The 18,845-nt window shown below is 69.7% G+C and carries 18 protein-coding genes and 1 pseudogene; 4 read left to right on the top strand and 15 right to left on the bottom strand.

All coding sequences use genetic code 11. The annotated features are described in order from the left end of the window. Positions 1 to 40: 40 nt before the first annotated feature. The gene (locus ABGB05_RS26785) at positions 41 to 2,353 is read right to left on the bottom strand and encodes an immune inhibitor A domain-containing protein (RefSeq protein WP_347656549.1); all 2,313 of its coding nucleotides are present in this window, start codon (positions 2,351 to 2,353) and stop codon (positions 41 to 43) included. Between the two features lie 444 nt (positions 2,354 to 2,797). Beyond that, on the bottom strand, positions 2,798 to 4,762 hold the full coding sequence (gene acs / locus ABGB05_RS26790) for an acetate--CoA ligase (RefSeq protein WP_347656551.1): 1,965 nt from the start codon (positions 4,760 to 4,762) through the stop codon (positions 2,798 to 2,800). A 248-nt stretch (positions 4,763 to 5,010) separates the two neighbouring features. On the opposite strand from acs, the gene ABGB05_RS26795 reads away from it, so the two are divergent. Then, the gene (locus ABGB05_RS26795) at positions 5,011 to 5,778 is read left to right on the top strand and encodes an oxidoreductase (RefSeq protein ID WP_347656553.1); all 768 of its coding nucleotides are present in this window, start codon (positions 5,011 to 5,013) and stop codon (positions 5,776 to 5,778) included. A 13-nt stretch (positions 5,779 to 5,791) separates the two neighbouring features. Here ABGB05_RS26795 and ABGB05_RS26800 read toward each other — a convergent pair whose 3' ends face one another. The 8 genes and pseudogenes from ABGB05_RS26800 to ABGB05_RS26835 all read right to left on the bottom strand — a co-directional run bounded on the left by ABGB05_RS26800 (position 5,792) and on the right by ABGB05_RS26835 (position 13,687). Further along, positions 5,792 to 6,592, bottom strand: coding sequence for an HAD-IB family hydrolase (locus ABGB05_RS26800; protein ID WP_347656555.1), 801 nt, complete (start codon positions 6,590 to 6,592; stop codon positions 5,792 to 5,794). Positions 6,593 to 6,952: 360 nt separating this feature from the next. Further along, positions 6,953 to 8,212, bottom strand: a complete 1,260-nt coding sequence (locus tag ABGB05_RS26805; RefSeq protein ID WP_347656557.1) for a tyrosine-type recombinase/integrase — start codon at positions 8,210 to 8,212, stop codon at positions 6,953 to 6,955. Positions 8,213 to 8,215: 3 nt separating this feature from the next. Beyond that, positions 8,216 to 8,545, bottom strand: coding sequence for a helix-turn-helix domain-containing protein (locus tag ABGB05_RS26810; protein ID WP_347656559.1), 330 nt, complete (start codon positions 8,543 to 8,545; stop codon positions 8,216 to 8,218). Continuing rightward, positions 8,542 to 10,341, bottom strand: a complete 1,800-nt coding sequence (locus ABGB05_RS26815; protein ID WP_347656561.1) for a replication initiator — start codon at positions 10,339 to 10,341, stop codon at positions 8,542 to 8,544. The genes ABGB05_RS26810 and ABGB05_RS26815 overlap by 4 nt, the downstream gene beginning before the upstream one ends. A gap of 461 nt (positions 10,342 to 10,802) precedes the next feature. Next, a pseudogene (locus tag ABGB05_RS26820) lies at positions 10,803 to 11,192 on the bottom strand (DUF2637 domain-containing protein); the annotation flags it as partial. Then, positions 11,189 to 12,652 carry an FtsK/SpoIIIE domain-containing protein gene (locus ABGB05_RS26825; RefSeq protein WP_347656563.1) on the bottom strand — a complete coding sequence of 488 codons (1,464 nt, stop codon included), beginning with the start codon at positions 12,650 to 12,652 and terminating at the stop codon, positions 11,189 to 11,191. The pseudogene ABGB05_RS26820 and the gene ABGB05_RS26825, both read right to left, overlap by 4 nt. 226 nt (positions 12,653 to 12,878) lie before the next feature. Next, a complete protein-coding gene (locus ABGB05_RS26830) occupies positions 12,879 to 13,160 on the bottom strand; it encodes a hypothetical protein (protein ID WP_347656565.1) in 282 nt (93 codons plus the stop codon). 104 nt (positions 13,161 to 13,264) lie between these two features. Beyond that, complete coding sequence (locus ABGB05_RS26835; RefSeq protein ID WP_347656588.1) at positions 13,265 to 13,687, bottom strand: hypothetical protein; 423 nt, start codon at positions 13,685 to 13,687, stop codon at positions 13,265 to 13,267. A 166-nt stretch (positions 13,688 to 13,853) separates the two neighbouring features. Between ABGB05_RS26835 and ABGB05_RS26840 the strand changes: the two genes are divergently transcribed. After that, positions 13,854 to 14,345, top strand: a complete 492-nt coding sequence (locus ABGB05_RS26840; protein WP_347656566.1) for a hypothetical protein — start codon at positions 13,854 to 13,856, stop codon at positions 14,343 to 14,345. A gap of 16 nt (positions 14,346 to 14,361) precedes the next feature. Here the strand turns inward: ABGB05_RS26840 and ABGB05_RS26845 are convergent, their stop codons facing one another. The 4 genes from ABGB05_RS26845 to ABGB05_RS26860 form a co-directional block, all read right to left on the bottom strand. Beyond that, the gene (locus ABGB05_RS26845; protein ID WP_347656568.1) at positions 14,362 to 15,087 is read right to left on the bottom strand and encodes a GntR family transcriptional regulator; all 726 of its coding nucleotides are present in this window, start codon (positions 15,085 to 15,087) and stop codon (positions 14,362 to 14,364) included. A 99-nt stretch (positions 15,088 to 15,186) separates the two neighbouring features. Continuing rightward, complete coding sequence (locus ABGB05_RS26850) at positions 15,187 to 15,438, bottom strand: hypothetical protein (protein WP_347656570.1); 252 nt, start codon at positions 15,436 to 15,438, stop codon at positions 15,187 to 15,189. Further along, the gene (locus ABGB05_RS26855; protein WP_347656572.1) at positions 15,435 to 15,692 is read right to left on the bottom strand and encodes a hypothetical protein; all 258 of its coding nucleotides are present in this window, start codon (positions 15,690 to 15,692) and stop codon (positions 15,435 to 15,437) included. The genes ABGB05_RS26850 and ABGB05_RS26855 overlap by 4 nt, the downstream gene beginning before the upstream one ends. Further along, positions 15,685 to 15,936, bottom strand: a complete 252-nt coding sequence (locus ABGB05_RS26860) for a hypothetical protein (protein ID WP_347656574.1) — start codon at positions 15,934 to 15,936, stop codon at positions 15,685 to 15,687. Before ABGB05_RS26860 ends, ABGB05_RS26855 begins: the two co-directional genes overlap by 8 nt. A gap of 541 nt (positions 15,937 to 16,477) precedes the next feature. Between ABGB05_RS26860 and ABGB05_RS26865 the strand changes: the two genes are divergently transcribed. Further along, the gene (locus tag ABGB05_RS26865) at positions 16,478 to 17,242 is read left to right on the top strand and encodes a GntR family transcriptional regulator (protein ID WP_347656576.1); all 765 of its coding nucleotides are present in this window, start codon (positions 16,478 to 16,480) and stop codon (positions 17,240 to 17,242) included. Positions 17,243 to 17,253: 11 nt separating this feature from the next. Further along, positions 17,254 to 17,916: a YdcF family protein gene (locus tag ABGB05_RS26870; protein ID WP_347656578.1), complete on the top strand. Its 663-nt coding sequence runs from the start codon at positions 17,254 to 17,256 to the stop codon at positions 17,914 to 17,916. Between the two features lie 17 nt (positions 17,917 to 17,933). Here ABGB05_RS26870 and ABGB05_RS26875 read toward each other — a convergent pair whose 3' ends face one another. Beyond that, positions 17,934 to 18,116 (bottom strand): hypothetical protein, encoded by a 183-nt coding sequence (locus ABGB05_RS26875; protein WP_347656580.1) that lies wholly within the window; start codon positions 18,114 to 18,116, stop codon positions 17,934 to 17,936. Positions 18,117 to 18,845: the final 729 nt, after the last annotated feature.

Raw genomic sequence — 18,845 nt, forward strand, 5'->3', positions numbered from 1 at the left:
AGGCGCTCCCGGCCCCGGGTACCGACCGGTGACTACCGGATCAGTTGGTGACCTTGATGATCGCCAGGTCGGTGATGAGCCGGTTCTCCAGAATCAGCTCGATCTTGGTGCCGGTGCCGGCGACCTTGACCGAGTTCATCGGGTTCTGCGGCGACCAGTAGCGGTCCGGGTTCGAGTCGCTGAACGTCGTCACCGGGTTCAGCTTCGGCACCGTGACCGCCTGCCCGTTCAGGTGGAACGTCTGGGCGGGCTTGGTGAACTTGCTGAAGGTGGCGTCGTAGCTGCTCCGCCGGTTGGTGATGTTGCCGACGCCGGGGACCGTGATCGGGCCGGGCCGGACGTCGACCGGCAGGTTCAGACCGAAGCCCGGGTGGTCGATCGTGTCGTTGTCCTCGTACGCGTAGTTCACGTACCAGACGAGCAGGCCCTGGTGGTTCTTGAACCGTTCCACGAAGTCGGGCTTCGAGTTCTGCCACCCGAAGTTGTACGGACCGGTCTCCAGGGTCTTGTCGTACCCGTAGTAGGTCCGGTACTCCGCGATGTAGAACTGCGGACGGTCCTCGACGATCGAGCCGGTCGACCGGGTGAAGCCGCGGGTGGTCCACTCCGGCTGCTCGGTCTCGGCGTTGTCGGTCCAGACCGTGGTGCCGTTCTTGACCAGGGAGATGTTGTCCAGGAACGCGCCGGCGAGGTTCGTGCCGGTGTCGCTCTGGTACCGGTAGCGGAACTGAACGGTCTGCCCGGCGTACGCGGAAAGGTCGAGGTTCAGGTCGACCCACTGGCCGCCCGAGGAACCGTCGATACCGGTCTCGTTCTCCTCGATCAGCGGGTGGCTCAACTTGGTCCAGTTGGACCCGCCGTCGGTCGACACCTCGGCGAAGAGGTAGTCGAAGTTCTCCTCGATCTGGTACCACAGCTTGGCCGCGAGGGTAGCGCTGGTGGCCCCGGTGAGGTCGAGCGTCCTGGTCAGCGTGTTGTTCGAGTTGTCACCGGTGCCGCCCCACCACTCGCGTTCACCCTCGAACGGCGTGTTGAGCGGAATGGTGACCTCCTGGTCCGGCAGGTTCACCACGACCGCCTGGGCGAGACCGTCGGTGTCGCCGGCCGCTCCGAGCGTCGCGTACGTGGTGCCGCTGTCCCAGTCCACCGTGGAATAGTTGAGCCAGCCCAGGTACAGCTTCGACCACGGGTCCATGTAACCCGGGGTGGAGCCGATGTCCTGCTTGCCGTGGTTCAGCCAGGAGCCCGAAGCCATCAGGCTCCAGAACCCGACCCCGTTGTCGCCGCCCTGGGTGTCGTACAGGTCGGGCAGGCCCAGGTCGTGGCCGTACTCGTGGGCGAACACGCCCAGACCGCCGTTCTCCGGCTCCGTGGTGTAGTCACGGATCCAGAGCCCGGAGTCACCGATCTGCACACCACCGGCCTTGTTGAAGTCCGGGCCCGCGCTGCCGGCCAGGTCGGTGAAGGCGCCCCACCGGTGCGACCAGATGGCGTCCTCGCCCTGGGCGCCGCCGCCGGCCTCTTCGCCCTCACCGGCGTGTACCGCCTGGAAGTGGTCGATGTAGCCGTCGGCCTCGTTGAAGTTGCCGTCGCCGTCGTGGTCGTACCGGTCCCAGATGTCGAACTGGGCCAGGTACTGCTTGATCTCCGCCTGGGTCTTGCCCGCCGCGACCTGGGACTCGTACCAGGAGGTGGCGGTGTCCTTGATGAAGTTCCAGTAGCCGTCCCGCTCGGGGATCTCGTTGCTGCCGTACCGGGCCTCGTTGAACGGGACCTTGACCCACTCGCTGACGTCGCCGCCGACGGTGTAACGGCCACCGGACTGCTTCAGGTAGAAGTCGGCCATCGACTCCTTGCCCTTGGCGTACATCAGGTCGAGGTACGACTGCCGGTTGAAGTCCGACCTCCAGATGGTGCTGTTGTCGTCGGTCGGGCTGCCGTCGTAGACCCGGTCCCTCGGCGGGATCTGGTTGTGTACCGGGCCGTCGGTGCCGCCGGTCCGTGGGTCCTTCTGGTTGCCGAACTCGACCAGGATGGTGAAGATCGGGTCGACCTTCGCCGGCTGCTGGTACTCGACGAACCGGTCGGACTTGATCTGGATGACCTTCGACCCGTTACGGGTCTGCAGCTTGGCCTTGCCGGAGAGCAGGGCGGCGATGGCCTCCTTGCGGACCTGCTGGTGCTCCTCGGCGAGCGGGTCGGGCAGGTTGTCGGCCCGGTGGGCCGCACCCTGGGGCTCCCGGTCGGCCGGGGCGGGCGCCGCCGGGGCGGCGGACGCCGGAACCCCGACCGCGCCGGCGGCCAACAGCGCGGCCGTGGCGCCAGCCAGGCCGGCCGTGACTCGTCTCCTCAAAGGTCCTCCTCCTTTGTGGAAGTGTTACAGGACAGGCCGGCTCATGGCGGGCACTGTCATCAGACGCGATCCCCACCCTTGCAGATACGTGGATCCCTGTCACGGGTCAAGAATGTCGATGCCCAGCTTCCCGATCTACGTCTAATCAGGGCGAAAACGTTCTAAGGGGTGCCGATTTTTCTGCTGGTCAATGTCACGATTGTGAAACGGAAGGAACCCGATCATCCGCCCGTACGTCAATTGGCGTTCCGCACCGTCTCCCTAGCCGGCCGGTGGATGTCGGCCAGCCGGGCGGTGGACGACGGATGGCCGGCCCGAGCGGCCGACGGACCGGGACGGGCACGCCGCCACACCCGACGGTGACGACAGGCCGGGAAACCCACAACGGGCGGACCCGCTGGTCGGGTCCGCCCGTTGTGGGGGGTGTAGCGCGGCGCTCAGGCGTCAGTCCTCGTCGGACTTGCCGGTCTGCATGCCGGAGGAGATCAGCTCCATCACCGAGGAGTCCTGCAGCGTCGTGACGTCGCCGAGCGAGCGGTTCTCCGCCACGTCCCGGAGCAGCCGGCGCATGATCTTGCCGGACCGGGTCTTCGGCAGCTCCGGCACCAGCATGATCTGCCGAGGCTTGGCGATCGGCCCGAGCGTCCTGGCGACATGGTTGCGCAGCTCGGCGATGAGCGCCGGACCGGCGTCGCCGTCGGTGTCGACGTTGCCGCGCGGGATGGTGAAGGCGACGATCCCCTGCCCGGTGGTCGGGTCGGTCGCGCCGACCACCGCCGCCTCCGCCACCGACGGGTGCGAGACCAACGCCGACTCGACCTCGGTGGTCGAGATGTTGTGCCCGGACACCAACATCACGTCGTCGACCCGGCCGAGCAGCCACAGATCACCGTCGTCGTCCTTCTTGGCCCCGTCACCGGCAAAGTAGAGACCGTCGAACCGGGACCAGTACGTGTCGACGAACCGCTGGTCGTCACCCCAGATGGTGCGCAGCATCGACGGCCACGGCTCACGCAGCACCAGGAAGCCGCCGCCGCCGTTCGGCACCGACTCCGCCTGGTCGTCGACCACGTCCGCGCTGATCCCCGGCAGCGGACGCATCGCGCTGCCCGGCTTGGCCGCGGTCACCCCGGGCAGCGGGGAGATCATGATCGCCCCGGTCTCGGTCTGCCACCAGGTGTCGACAACCGGGCACTCGCCCCGACCGATGTTCTCCCGATACCAGATCCACGCCTCCGGGTTGATCGGTTCACCGACGCTGCCGAGCAGCCGCAGCGAGGAGAGGTCGTACTGCTTCGGGATGTCGTCGCCCCACTTCATCATGGTGCGGATCAGCGTCGGCGCGGTGTAGAGGATCGTCACCTTGTGCTTCTGCACCAGCTCCCAGAACCGGCCCCGGTGCGGGGTGTCCGGGGTGCCCTCGTACATCAGCTGGGTGGCGCCGTTGGCGAGCGGGCCGTACACGATGTAGGAATGCCCGGTGACCCAGCCGATGTCGGCGGTGCACCAGTAGACGTCGGTCTCCGGCTTCAGGTCGAAGACCGCGTGGTGGGTGTAGGCGGTCTGGGTCAGGTAGCCGCCGGTGGTGTGCAGAATCCCCTTCGGCTTCGCCGTGGTGCCGCTGGTGTAGAGGATGAACAGCGGGTGCTCGGAGTCGAACGCCTCGGCGGTGTGCGCGGTCGAGGCGGTCTCCACCGTCTCGTGCCACCAGACGTCCTTCTCCGACCAGGCGACCTCCTGCCCGGTACGACGTACCACCAGCACGTGCTCGATGCTCGGGCAGCGGGCCACGGCCTCGTCGACGGTCGCCTTGAGCGGCGACGGCTTGCCCCGGCGGTAGCCGCCGTCGGCGGTGATCACCAGCTTGGCGCTGGCGTCCTGGATCCGGTTGGTCAGCGCGTCGGCGGAGAAACCGCCGAAGACGACGCTGTGCGTGGCGCCGATCCGGGCACAGGCGAGCATCGCGACCGCCGCCTCCGGGATCATCGGCAGGTAGATCGCCACCCGGTCGCCGGCGGTCACCCCCAGCTCGGTCAGCGCGTTCGCGGCCTGGCTGGTCAGGGCCAGCAAATCGGCGTACGTGATGGTCCGGGTGTCGCCCGGCTCACCCTCCCAGTGGATCGCCACCCGGTCACCGTTGCCGGCCGCCACGTGCCGGTCCAGACAGTTGTAGGCGACGTTGAGCCGCCCACCGACGAACCACTTGGCGAACGGCGGGTTCGACCAGTCGAGAACCTGGTCCCACTCCTTCGCCCAGTGCAGCCGGCGCGCCTGCCGCTCCCAGTACGCCAACCGGTCCTCGGCCGCCTCGTCGTACGCGTCGGCGGTCACGTTCGCGGCGGCGACAAGCTCGGCCGGCGGCGGGAACTGCCGGGTTTCCTGCAACAGGTTTGCCAGAGTCTCGCTCATGGTGGGTGGCTCCTCAGGCGTCACGTAACGGGCGTTCGGTAGGAGGTTAGTCTCGGCGTACTGCCTGGTGCGAGGGGTCGGGGCGGCGCGGGCGGCGATACGCGCCGAACGGCCCCGTCCGGGCGCCCGTCGGTCCCGACGGTCCGCACACCGGACCCGCCCGGTGCTCCCGGGCTCGTCGCTGCCACGCTCGCGGGTCCGCGGCGCCCGTCGGTCCCGGGACCAGGCCCGGGCACTACCGTGGCAGGGTGACCACGGATCCGCTGCTACCGCTGCTCAGCCTGACCGACGTCGCACCCGCGGTCGACCGGGCCCGCGAGCGGGTCGACGCGGCGCTGCGGCACCGCGCGCTGCGTCGGCAGGGCGGCCAGGTCGCGGCCGAGGTCAGCCTCCGCTGCGCGGTCGCCAGCGCGGCCCTCGAGGGGTACGTCCACGAGCGTGAGCTGGTCCGCTCCGGGGTCGTCACCGACCCGGTGCTGCAGGGCGCGCTCCGGGTCGCCGGTGCGCTGCCCGGGCTCACCGACCGGTGGCCCCGAGCCCCCCGCCAGGTGCTCGCCCGGCTGCACACGCTGGCGGCCAGCGGCGTGGTGCCGGACGAGGCGCTCGGCCGGCCGGTCGACGCCGGATCCGCCGACGGGGAGGTCGCCGGACCGTCACCGGTGCTGGCCGCCCGGCTGGACGCCCTGGCCGGTCTGATCGCCGGTGGGACCCGGGTGCCGCCGGTCATCCTCGCCGCGGTCGTGCACGGTGAACTGCTCGCGCTGCGGCCGTTCGCCGGACCGTCCGGGGTGGTGGCGCGGGCCGCCGCCCGGCTCACCCTGCTCTCCACCGGGTTCGACCCGCGCGGACTGGTCGCCGTCGACCTCGGCCACCAGGACCGGGAACCCGAGTACGTCGGCGCCTCGAACGCCTTCGCCACCGGCACCCCGGACGGGGTCCGCGCCTGGCTGCGGCACTACACGACGGCGGTCGAGGTCGGCGCCGAACACCTGATCGCCATCGCCGACACGGTGTGAAGGAAGGCGAGACTCAGGTGGTGCTGGCGCGGGCCCGACGGTGCCGGCCGTACCAGGCGATGCCGATCGCGACCCCGACACCGACCCCGATCGCGGCGGCCGCGACCGGCACGGCGGGACGCTCCCGCAGCCGACGGCCGAGCGGGATCGGGTGCCGGAACTCCAGCACCGGCCAGCCGTGTTCGGTGGCCAGCTTGCGCAGCGCCCGGTCCGGGTTGACCGCGCTCGGATGGCCGACACACTCCAGCAGGGGCCGGTCGCTGACCGAGTCGGAGTAGGCGTACGACTCGGTCAGGTCGTAGCCCCGCTCGGCGGCCAGCTCCCGGACCGCCTCGACCTTGCTCGGCCCGGCGGCGTAGAACTCGACCTCGCCGCTGTACCGCCCGTCGACCACCGCCATCCGGGTGGCGATCACGTCCGGGACACCGAGCAGTTCGCCGATCGGCCGGACCATCTCCTCACCGGAGGCGGAGACGAGTACGACGTCCCGGCCGGCCGCCTGGTGTTCCTCGATCAGGGCGGCGGCCTCGGCGTACACGTAGGGGTTGATCAGTTCGTGCAGGGTCTCGGCGACGATCTGCCGGACCTGCTCGACCTGCCATCCCTTGCAGAGTGCCGCGAGATAGTCGCGGGTACGTGCCATCGTCTGCTCGTCGGTGCCGCCCAGCCGGAACATGAGCTGCGCGTACGCGGATTTGACCACGTCACGACGGCTGATCAGCCCGTCCCGGTAGAACGGTCGACCGAACGCCAAGGCACTCGACTTGGCGATGACGGTCTTGTCCAGATCGAAAAAAGCGGCGCTTCGGCCCACGGCGCAGGAGTCTAGTCTGATGGTCTATGGTCAGCGGGTGCGCGGGGTCACCTTTGGCAGGTCGTGACCGGTTACCGCCTGATCGGCAGATCAGCGCTGACGGTGATCACAGTCACACTGCGAGAGGGGACTTTCGCGCGGAGTGGAAGTTGGCGCCACTCGACGTATACAAGCCCACTCAGGCATGCTTGTATTTACGACACACTTTCATATCCTCTGTGCTCGTAGACCCTCGACGGTCGCACCCCCCGCGACCGCCGAGCGGGTTCGGCTCGACCCCCCCGGAGCCGAACCCCAGACGACCCCCGTCTCCCCCCGACGGGGGTCGTCGCTTGTCCGGCGCAAGCGCATTCACACAGGTCACGACACGTCTGACGGCGGCTCGTCCGGCCCGTGTGGCCGCTCCGGAGGGTCGAAAGTCAGCGGATCGTCAGCGAAGGTACGGCGGACCCGGTCGGCGTAGTCGTCCGGGGTGTGGGTGTACCGGTCGAGCGTGGTCGACGCCTGCTCGTGGCCCATCACCCGCTGGACCAGGTTGATTGGCACGCCGTCGGTGACCAGCCACGTCGCGTACGAGTGCCGCAGATCGTGGAACCGCAGCCCGCCGACCGCCTCCGTCGCCACGTGCGCTGCCGCAGCCTGCTCGGTGCCGAACTCGGCGGACAGGTCCACCCCGGCACGACCCGGCCAGACCGCCCGCCAGCGACCCGGGCCGACCTCGACGACCTGGCCGAGCAGCCCGGCCCGCACCAGCGACGGCAACCAGACCCGCCGCCGGAAGTTCGACCGCCGCAGCGGGCCGCCGTCCCGGTCGGCGAAGACCAGCGCCCGCGGATCCGGCTCCGTGTCGCCGCGTCGCTGGCGCAGCTCGGCGACCAGGAACGCCGGCATGGGCACCGTCCGCACACCCGCGCGGGTCTTCGGGTACGGCCGGACCACAACCCCGCCGTGCGTCTCCACCGCCACCTGGACGACCCGCAGCACCGCCCGGTCCAGATCGACCGAACCCCAGGCCAGCCCGGCACACTCGCCCCAGCGCAGACCCGTCCCGGCGGCAGCCGCGACGATCGCCCGATGCTCTGCCGGAACAGCCGGCAGCAGCTTGCCGAAGAACACCTCCCGGCTGACCGTCGCCGGCCGCGCCTCACCCGACCGGTTACGAGGCACCTTCACACCCTCAGTCGGGTTGACCGCGATCAGCCGGGCACGGATCGCGGTCTGCAGGACCATCGACAGCAGGCCGTAGCACTTGGCGACGGTCGCCGGGGCGAGAGTTCTGCGCAGGTCGGTGACCCACTCTTGCACCGCCAGGTGGTCGATCTGAGCCAGCGGCCAATCTGTCCATTTTGGCAAAAGGTGAGTCCGCATCATCGACAGCGTGCGTTCGGCCGTACGCGCCTCCACCGACCGGCCCGCCAGCCAGCGGGTCGCGAACTCACCGAACCGGACCTTGCCCGCGTGCGGGTCGACATAGGTCCCCTTGTTCAACGCGCCCTCGACCTCGGCGAGGAACGCTTTCGCCTCCTTCTTGGTGCGGAACGTCTTCGCCTTCTGCCGGTTCGCCGAGTCCCGCCAGTTGGCCCGGTAGGTGCCGGCCGGTGTCTTGTTGACGAAGCCCATCGGTCACCAGCCCCGAGGGGTCGAGTCGGTGCCGGTTGCCGAAACACCGGAGGAGTCGGGCGACCCGCCGTCCAGCCAGGCGTGGAACCGGCTACGCGGGATCACCCAACGCCGGCCGAGCCGCTCGGCGGGGATGTCGCCGGAGCGGACCAGCGCGTACGCCGTACTGGTCGACAGCGACAGCAGTGCGGCCACCTCCCGCACCGTGTAGACGGCGCGCATCGGTCGACCGTCCGACACCGGGTACGCGACCGGGCCGACAGGTTCGGTACCCCGACGGATCCGCCGGGGGATGAGGGGTACGACGGTGGACATGACTTCCCTTCTGCTCATGCTGCGGGGGAGAGGACGGAAGGAGTTGCCGAAACAGCGCCGGGGGCGCGTTGTCGGGCGGTGTCGAGTTGGGTGCGCCAGCGGATGCGGGCGGAGATGGCGCGCAGGATGCGGTGTTCGAGGGGTAGGACGTCGGGGTCTTCTGGTCGGGCGAGTTCGAACCGGTACCGGTTGTCGTCGCCCGCCTGGTCCTGGCCGTGTCCCTGCTCGTCGGCCTGGCCGTCGTTTGGCTCGTCGGTGTCGGCCATGCCGCCGGCCAGGACGGCGCGGATCCAGGCCCGGTTGTCGGCGCGGTGGTCGGCCAGCGTTTTGCCGGACCACTGCCGGGAGACGAGGACCCGCCGGCCGGTGAAGCCGAGCGTTGACCGCTGGTGGACCTTGCCCGTGCAGCGGCCCGGGGTGAGGCCGGGTTTGGCGTTGTCGGGTTGGACGCCGTAGAGCAGCCAGTTGGCGCAGGTCGGCGAGCAAGGCAGGACGGAGAGTTCGGCGTGGAGCCGGTCGAAGTGCGCCTTCTGCGCATCGGAGCGGGGTTTGGCCTGGTCGGTCAGGTCCTTGGTGACGTACTTGGTCACGTATCGGATCGACCGCTCAGCGTCCTTGGTGCCCTGCTCGATCCCGCGTGCGTCGATCCGCCCCAGCCGTGCGACGTAGGCGGGTCGGCTGTCGGGGTGTTCCAGTTCGTCGAGCGCTCGCGCCCAGCCGACCAGCGGTTGACGAGTTTTGGGGTCGACGTACGCCTGTTGGTCGACGTCCCACACCGGGGGTTTGTCGACGGTGTAGAGCGGTTCGTCGAAGGTCGGCCACCAGACTTGGTGGTAGGTCGCGGCGGCGATCTGCTTGAGCAGGCGCCGGGGCAGGGTGCCGCGGATGGCGAAGTGCGCGTGTGGCGCCAACCGGCGTTGTAGCTCGACCGCTCCCGCGTACTGGACGTTCCAGCCGGCGGCACGGCGGAGGTTCTGCCACCACCGGTCGAGGACTCGGGCGAAGTGGATCGAGTCCAGGGCGGCCCGCCGGTAGTCGTAGCTTGCCGGGTCGACGGGGGTGCCGAGGACGTCATCGTGTGGGCCGTGGCGTTGCCCGCACTCGCACGGGGCGATGTAGGCGCCCCGCCGCAGGTGGGAGTGCACCGGCCCGTGACTGCCGAGGGTGAGGGTGAGCAGCATCGACGGCCGGTACGTCTTGCCCGCCTTCCCGGCGTAGGCCCGGCCGACGGTGCGGGTGTCGACGGGCAGCCGGGGAAGGTCCGGGGAGTCCTGCCGCCGCTTCGTGGACCGCTTCCGCCGGGGCCGGTCGGTGCGTTCCCGGGGTGTGAGGTGCCCCCGCAGGTCCGTTGTGGCGAGCGCTTCGTCCAACTCGGCGATGCCGGCGTCGAGGTCGGCGATCTGCGCGGCCCGCTCGTCCGGGTGCATCGGCTGGTAGTGGAGTGCTTCGCGTTCGAACTCCATGTGTGCCCGCACCCGGACGAGGGCGAGAACGTCCTCCCCGGGGCGTTCGGGTTGCACGGCGGGTTCGTCGGCGAGGTGCCAGCCTTCCCGGATCTGCTGGATCCGCAGCCGCCGCCCGCGCTCCGCGCACGGCTTGCACTTGGCGGCGAGGGTGGCGCCGCAGGGGACCTCGACGACTTCGGTCACCCCGGTCACGGTGGCGGTACGCCGTAGGGCGAGGGGTCGGACGCAGACGCCGTGTTGTTCGGCGAGCTGCCGCAACGCGTCCTTGGCCAGCGGCTTACGCATCCGGTCGGCACGTGACCCCGGCCGCGGTTGCGTGGTGGTGGGTTGGAGTGGGGTGATGGTCACCGGCTCACCTCGATCGGGTTCTGTGGGCGAGTGCCGTTGCGGGGGGCGAACGCCGCCGCCGGGACGGGGACGAGTGCGGGCCGGTCGGGGTCGCGGATCAGCCGCAGCAGGTCGGATGCGGTCCCGTTGGCGACGCGGAGCGCGGTCCGGAGTTCGTCGCGGGTGATCGGCCGTCCGGTGGTGGCCCGGTGCTGTGCGGCAGCCTGCCGGGCCAGCTCGACCAGGTCGATGCCCGGCGCCTGGTCCTCGTCCTCCGGCTCGTTCTGCCCGTCCTGGCCGTCCTCGACCTCGTCCCGATCGGCTGGTGCGTTGACCTGGCCGAGTACGGGCCGAGGACGATCTTCGTCCTCGATCGGCGTTGTGGCCGGAAAGTGTGGGACGGTCAGGGACGGCGGCGAGTGCGGTACGACGTCCGGGGACGGAGCCGAGGACCGCTGCGCGGATGGGGACGGGGCGGGTTTGGTGGTGAGGACGAGTTTCGACAGGCCGAGGAACGCCAGGGCGGGGACGGCGGACAGGAGCCAGCCGGAGATGCCGGGTTTGGCGACCGCGAGTTGTGCCGACAGGGAGAGGGCGACGGCGGCGACGAGGAGGAACATCGGGTAGCCGATCGGCCCGCCGGCCCGGCGGCGTCGGCGGATGGTGAGGAGGGCGGCGAGGGGGATGAGTTCGGAGATGGCGGCGTTGGCCCAGCCGAACCAGTCCCCGGTACCGGTCGGTGAGTTGGTCATGGTCCAGTCGTGGACGTGGGTGAACGACGCCGCGCCGGCCAGCCCGCCGACCACGAGCAGGATGGCGACCAGGACCACGCCCTCAACCCGCTCACTACGAGTCTTCCTACCGGCGGTCATCGGGTTCCCTCCTGCTCGTCGCTGGGGTCGCTGGGGTCGCTGGGGTCGCTGGGGTCGGTGGCGTCGAGGCGCCGGAAGGCGCGGCCGAGGTCGCGGATGTCGGTGTCGGTGAGGTAGGAGAAGCGGACCCGGACCGGTTCACGAACGCCGTCCAGGGCGACGAAGCCGACCCCGGCGGATGTCTCGGGGATGCGATCGCAGGCCGCGCCCCGGTCGCGGGCACCGTCGCCGAGGACGAGGTCACACTGTTCGGGTTCGGTCAGCCGCAGCCCGATCCGGGTCGGGAACAGGTCCCGGAACGGCAGGACTTCCTTGCGCGGGTCCTGCAACGCCGCCACCACATGCACCCCGACCGCCCTGCCCTGGGACAGCAGCAGCGACAGGGCATCCTTGATCCGTTCCTTCACTTTCCGGTCGGAGATGTACGCGGTCAGCGACGCCAGCTCGTCAACGAGCAGGACGATCAGCGGGTCATCGACCGTGGGAGTGTGCTGCCGGGCAACGCCGCGCAGCCGCGCGGCCCGCAGGCGCATGCGTTTGACGGCTTCTTCGAGGACGCCGGCCATGCTGTCCGGGTCGTCGTAGGCGAACCGGGCGAACAGCGGCAGCCCGGCGGCCAACTCCATCCCGCCCTTGGGATCGAACGCCCACAGCTCCACCAACCCCGACCGCACCCCACCCGCCAGGCTCGCGATGAGAGACCAGAGAACGGAGCCCTTGCCGGAGTTCGTCGCCCCCGCGACCAGGACGTGCGACCCGGCCAGCCGCAGCCGATACAGGGTTCCGTCCTCCCGCACACCGAGTGGCAGGGCGGTGAAGTCCGGAACCGGCGGCACCGGCAACGGCCCCACCGTGCCGGCGAGCGGGTCACGGCGCAGGAACCGCAACACCACCCGATCCGGCTTGGTGCCGGTGCGGGCCTGGCCGTCGCGGAGCCGAAACGCGTAGGCGAGGCGCTGTGCGGCGTGTGCCCAGTCGTCGGGGAGTTGGCCGGGCAGCATCCGAACTGTGACCTCGTCCACGAACCGGTCACACCGCACCCGCAGCAGGTGCGGGACGTACCGGTCACCGGCGAACGCGGTAGCCAGTCCGCAGGTGGCCATCTTCGACGCCCACCCCCGCCGGTACACCCACGCCCGGCGCCAGCGGGCCACCATCGGGTACCAGCCGAACCGCAGCCACGACCTCGGATGCCACCGCCACCAGCCCACGCAGATGCCGACGAGGGTGAGGACAGCGGCGGCGAGGACCAGCCGCCCGTACCGGGCATAGATCCACGCCCCGACAGCGGCTGGGCCGGTCAGCCACCAGTACCGCACCGACCAGACGGTCAGGCGGAGCAGGCCCCGGGCCAGCCACCAGAAGACCAGCAGCCACACCGGGACCCGCCACGCCGGAAGGCGTACGTTCATCGGCGCTACCGGGATCTTCTCCCCCGGGATGACGTTGATCAGCGGCACGGCCAGTCACCGCCCCGGAGTCGTCGGGGCCGGGCCAGCGTTGCCCGACAGCTACGGCAGGCCATCCGCAGCAGGTCGAACCGGCGCGGCTTAACCCACCGGCCGCACCGTGGACAGCGGATCTCATCCACCAGCAGCAGAGCCGGACGCATGCCGAACGCCCGTCGCACCGCCGCACGCACATCCCAGGCCAGATAGCGGAAGCTGAGACGACGGGAACGGGCCATCAGTTGGCCTCCTGTCGCAGCTCGTCAGCCTTCACCCGGGCAGCCCGAGCCAGCTCACGCACCTCGACCGGGTCACAGCCCCGGCCGTCGGCGGCGACCCGTTCCAGCAGGTCCGCCTTACGGTCGAACCACTCCGCCCGCTCCCGGTCGGTGGTGGACAGGTTCGGCATGGTCCGCAGCAGCGCCGACAGGTCGACGGCGAACGAGGTCAGCGGCTTGTCCGCCGGCCCGGCGTTGGTGGGAGTGGGCGGGTTCAGGGCAGGGGGAACTACGGTGGGCACAAGGCCCTCCTTCACGCTGAGGGGTGGGTTGAGGGGCGGGGCGGGCCGGGAATCTTGGCGGACGAACGGCCCGCCCCGCGTGCAATGCCTTCCAGGCCAGGGGGTCAGACGGCGGCGGCGAGGTCGGCGGCCGGGACCATCGCGGTAGCGCGCAACGAGTACGCCATCCGGGCCTTGCACTGCCCGGACCCCTTGCACCGCTGCGAGTCGACGTACGGCGTCAGGGTCAGGCCCTCGAACTGGATCGCCGGCGGGTAGCCCGGCACCGTCGACGCCGGCGGGACCGGCTGCTGAGCCGCGACGACCTTCACCTTGACCTCGGTGGACCGGCCGAACTTGCCGGCCTCCGGGTCCAAGTCCAGGACCCGGACAACCCAGACCCGTTCCCCAGTCTCCTTGTCCCGCGCCTGGTCATCACCCTGGCCACGCCGGTCGAAGTCGACCTGCGGAGCGACGCCGAGGCACAGCGCTCCGGCCGGGAAGACGTAGTCGAACGGGACCGGGACCTTCAACGTCAGCGGAACCACTGTGGAGCCTCCTAGCTTCACCGGACGTCCTTCTGACATCCGGTTGGTCTACCAAGTTACGTCAGCATGTAAGCACAAGCAAGGGAATGACGAAACTCGTTCGGCTGCGGGATGTCGCAAGAGGACGAACGGCCACAGGGCTTCAGGCGCGACCTAGGCTTTCGCGGTGCCGTACGACATCCTGCTCGTCCGCCGCCGACCGGGCCGGACGGTGCCCGAGACCCTGGACGAGCAGAGCGCGGAGTTTTTCGCCACGTACGACCCCAAGGCCGGGCGCAAGGTCCGCCCCTTGCGCCTCGATCCAGAGCAGCGAGCCGCGTGGGAACGGGTTATCGGCAGGATTTCCGATGAGGTCGGCGCGGTGGCCGTGACCGCGTACCCCGAAACCCTGGATGCCTGGCGCGAGGGGCCCGCCAGCTTCTTCGGGTTGCACTACTCCGGCGAGAAAGCCTCCATCGAGATCCCCTACCGGTACCCGGACGAGTCCGCGCTCACCGTCATGACCGAGGCGTACCAGGTCGCGCGAATCGTCGAAGACGAGACCGGACTTGAGGGGTACGACTTCGAGGTCGACCAGGACGTGCGAACCGGGAACGTCAAGGTCGCGGCAGCCAGACTGGCCGGGGTAGCTCACTGGGCCTGGGACAACCTGTCCTGACAGGCCAACACCCCTGCTACGACAGCGGGTACGTGTCCTCGATCTCGTGCCGGCTACCCGGCATCACGAGCACAGACGTCATGATCGGATCCCCGGACGCCTGGTGGACGGTCAGGACGATGCTCAGGACCGGTTCGTCCTCGGGTACATCCAGGGCCTTTGCCTCGTCCGGGCTGACCCGGCGGGCAGTCATCCGTTCCGTGGCGTAGTCCGCCCGCAGCCCCTTGGCCCGGGTGATGTGTTCCAGCAGGCCGCCGGGGATCGGGTCCGGTTTGATGACGCCGCTACCGACGGCGATGTCGACGGGAACGAACGTGGCGACCAGGTCCACCGGCCCGGACGCCGACACCGTCCGCCGCCGCCGCTCGTAGACCGGGGTCCCGTCCGGGATCCCGAGTTCGGCGGCGATGCGGGCCGAGGCGAGCACCGGCCCGACGTGCAGGATCTCCACCTCGCCGGTTTCGTCCAACTCGACGGCATCCCGCGCGTACTCCGGCGACGTGCGCCCCGATGGCGGCCGGCCTCGTACGAAGCTGCCCTTGCCCTGCTGGGACTCGATCCAGCCGTCCTGCTTCAGGATCCCGAGCGCCTTGAGCACGGTCGGCCGGGACACGTCGAACTCGGTGCAGAGTTGGCTTTCCGACGGCAGCGCCGCCCCCGGCGCGTACGTGCCGTTCTCGATCCGCTCCCGCAGCGTGTTCAACACCCGCAGGTACTTCGGCGTCGGAATCTCGTACGCCATCGTGGGCACCCCCACCATCTGTGATCACGTCATGTCAAGACAGGAGCGTAGAGCCTGGCAGCATGACGACACAAGTCTAGGTCGACAAGCACTGATCGATCACGCGGAAGGCAACCAACCCGACCACGACGACGCAGAGTTGATCAAATCCGGGCGGGACGCGCCCGGCCACCGACGGGGCAGGCAGCCGTACCGGCCGAAGACCCGCAACGCCGCCCGCCGCACCGCGCACGGCCCCGCCTCGCCGCAGCCGGAACAGTTCCCGTCCCCGCTCGACGGCGTGTGCTCGTCGAGCCGGGCCTGCGCCGCCCGCAACTCCTCCCGCGCTACGGCGGACAGGTAGACACTCACGACGTGGCCCGGGACCGGGGCGGCCGGTGAGCGGCCAGCAGGGACGCCCGGACCAGGATCCGTGCCCGATCACCGGACCGGCCGTCATGGGCGATCTTCACGCCTTCCAGCCAGACCCATTCATGCTGCTCCGGGCGGCTTGTCACCAGCCGTACCCCGGTCACCCACAACGTGATCGGCCCGTCCGTCGGCCGGAGCCGGTCATCGGCGCCGATCCGGATCACCTCACCGAGCTGTACCCGTACGTCAAACACCACGCCTCCTCGACGACAACGCCGGGCGGCGCGGCTGCCGCGGGCTGAGCGGAACCGGACGCAGCCCGGCGACCTGGACGAAGACCTCACGCCGGCCGACCGCGTTCCCGGCCCGGTCGATGGCGTAGCCGGTCAGCCAGCACCAGCCGTGGTACGTCGGCTTGTCCGACACCCCGATCACCCGCAGCACCAACGCGCGGTCCCCGGCGAACTGCACCGACGCCCGCCGATCCAGCAACAACACGTCACCCGGCTTCGGCACCAACCCGCCGGCCCTGCCCCGAGGTTGGACGGGCGTCGAGACGGGCGGGCATTCAGACGGCCGCACGTCGACCGCGCGGCCAGGCGCCGGCACCCGCCCCGACGCCCAGCTCACGAAGCCGACAGCTGACCCTTGCCCGCGCAGTCCAGGCACGACCGCCGCGCCAAGGTTCGCGACGACCCGCACAGCTGCGCCACGGAGCGCAGCGTTGCGCGGCGGGTGACGTACTTCCAGCCCTTGCCGGAGCAGTGAGAACAGTTCGCAACCGGAGCAGTCGCGACCGGTGCCACGGAGGACGCGGACCCCCGTTCCGATACCGGTGTCCCGGTTGGGGAGGTTTGGGTGAGGCTTGGAACTTCTGCCGGGTAGGGCATTGAACTCTCCCCAAGTCGATAGCATTAGAACTAGCTCTATAGGACAGGATGCCGCGCGGGCTGTCAATAGAACTAGCTCTAATGTCCACCGGGTGAGGTGCCCAGGTGGCCGCTGATAGCTTCATGCCGCACACGACGTAGGAGGACGAGTGAGCATCGGATACCGGGAGTTGGCTGCCCTCCTGCGCCAAGGCATCCAGCGCGGCGACTATCCCGAGGGCGGCACGCTGCCCAAACAGGGCGAGATCGCAGCCGCCCACAGCGTCAACATCAACACCGTCCGACAGGCCGTCCGCGTCCTGGAGGCCGAAGGCTTGGTGACACCGGTCCGCCGACGCGGCACTGTTGTCAGACCACAGGCCCAGATGAAGCGACTCGGCACCGAGCGGTACGCCAAGAGCAAATGGAAGTCCGGCCTCGTCGCCTTCGCCGCCGATCGCGAAGCCACCGGCCGGGCCTGGACACCCGGCGACCAGACCAACACCGTCACCAAGACCGAGGCGGACCCCGAGGTCGCCGAGGCGCTCGCCCTACCAGCCGGAGCGCCGGTCTACGAACGGACCCGACTCGTCAAGGAAGCCGACGTTCCCACCCACACGCTGACCAGCTACTACCGGCCGGAAGACGTTGAGGGAACATCGCTGGTCGACCCGACGCCAGGACCCGCCGGACGGGGCGGTGGCTTCGCCATCCTCACCGAGCGCGGGTTGGAACCGGACAGAATCACGGAGACGATCCGCTCCCGGATGCCGACCCCGGACGAGGCCGCCCTCTTGCAACTGCCTGCCGGCGAACCCGTGATGGTCCTGCACCGCAGCACCGTCACCCGCGACGGCCGACCCGTCGAGTTCGCCCGAGGCATCCACGCCGCATCCCGCTTCGCCTGGACCTACACCTTCCAGATCCCCGACTGAAAGACGAGCACGTGACCACGACCCCGCCCACCATCCCCACAGCCCACCGGGCCGACGTCGAGTGCCTGTGGACGTACCAACACATGAACCACGAAATTCGGCCATGCGACGTGGGCATCGGTCTCGGAAGTCACGACCTGGGCGTCGCGAAGATCGCCACGGATCTCTTCCACCGGAAGATGTACCCGCACCTCGTCTTCACCGGCGCGAACGCACCCACCACCATCGAACGGTTCCCCCGAGGCGAGGCAGTCCACTACCGCGAGTACGCCATCGACCACGGCGTCCCGGCCGAGGCGATTCTCATCGAGACCCAGGCCCGCAACACCGGCCAGAACATCGAGTTCACCCGACGACTGCTCGCCGAGCACCAGATCGAACCGCGGTCGGTCATCCTGATGTCACGGCCCTACCAGCAACGACGCGCGTACGCCACCTGCAAGAAGCTGTGGCCCGAGGTCGAGGTGATCTGCGCGTCCCACCCGCTCGCACTGGACGACTACGTGACCAGCATCGGCGACGTCGACAAGGTCATCAACATGCTCGTCGGCGACACCCAACGCATCGACAAGTACGCCGAACTCGGCTTCGCCATCCCCCAGGACGTACCCACCGAAGTCCGACGCGCCTACGACCGCCTGGTCAACGCCGGCTACACCAGCAGACTGGTGTAGTAGCCCAACGGCAGGGGTTACCGGCCGAGCGCCTGCCGGCCAGCCTCCGCCACCTCCGGCGACACGATCACCGCGACCACCTCGCCGTCCTTCGACAACGGCACACTCTGCCCAGCCTGCACCGCACCGATGAACTCAGCAAGCACCAGCTCCACCGCCGTGCCGTCCACGTACTCCCGCTCCGGGTCTGCCTGTCTCACGCCCACAGCCTAGACAAGATCCGAGCTAAGCGCCCCCGGCCGTCCTAGCCTCGCCCAAGCAGGGCGTACTTTCCCTACAAGGTTCCAGGCGGCCCGTGACGGGCTGCACGCGCCGCCGCCAGGGCGCGCGGCCTCCGTTTCGCTGGCGCTTCACTACGGCACGCGCAACACGCGGCGGCTGGGGCGGAAAGCGGGATGCCCAACGGGCCGCCGTCGACGGTGGGGCCGAGGTGGGAGCGGAATTCGGGGTTGTGCGCCAGCAGCCGGCCGGGACTGGGTCGGGCACGGGCGCGCGGCGTCGTGGAGCGCACGCCGCGCTCGTCGGCGGGGCGCCGGCACCGCAGCGGGTTGCGGTTACTGCGCCTCCGGCGGGGGCGCCAAGCTCCGGGATAGGAAAGACTGTCGGCGGGTGGCGGTCCGTCGTGGCCGGGAGGGAAGGCATTTTGCCCGCCATCGACCCGGGGTAAGCCGAGCAGATCACCGCCGACCCGCCAGCGTCCGTACGAGCCGTCAAGGCTGTCTTGACGCGGCGGGCCGGGCGGAGTTCCGCTCCACAGGAGTGCGGGTCGGCAGCAGCCGGGATGGCTTGTTCCCGGCATGGGCTAGGCCGTGTGTCATAAGTGCCGTTCGAGTCTCCGAAGCCAGGTGTCGATCATGCTGATGGTGGCGGTGGCTTCGTAGCGCACGGCGAGTTTGTCGTAGCGGGTGGCCACGGCGCGGTGTTGTTTG

Origin of the sequence: Plantactinospora sp. B5E13 (assembly GCF_039871775.1) — a bacterium.
GTDB lineage: Bacteria > Actinomycetota > Actinomycetes > Mycobacteriales > Micromonosporaceae > Plantactinospora.

Bases quoted from the DNA above. Each gene is read 5' to 3' on its own strand.
- acs (WP_347656551.1), bottom strand. From the start codon at position 4,762: ATGAGCGAGACTCTGGCAAACCTGTTGCAGGAAACCCGGCAGTTCCCG.
- ABGB05_RS26805 (WP_347656557.1), bottom strand. From the start codon at position 8,212: ATGGGCTTCGTCAACAAGACACCGGCCGGCACCTACCGGGCCAACTGG.
- ABGB05_RS26810 (WP_347656559.1), bottom strand. From the start codon at position 8,545: ATGAGCAGAAGGGAAGTCATGTCCACCGTCGTACCCCTCATCCCCCGG.
- ABGB05_RS26845 (WP_347656568.1), bottom strand. From the start codon at position 15,087: ATGGCGTACGAGATTCCGACGCCGAAGTACCTGCGGGTGTTGAACACG.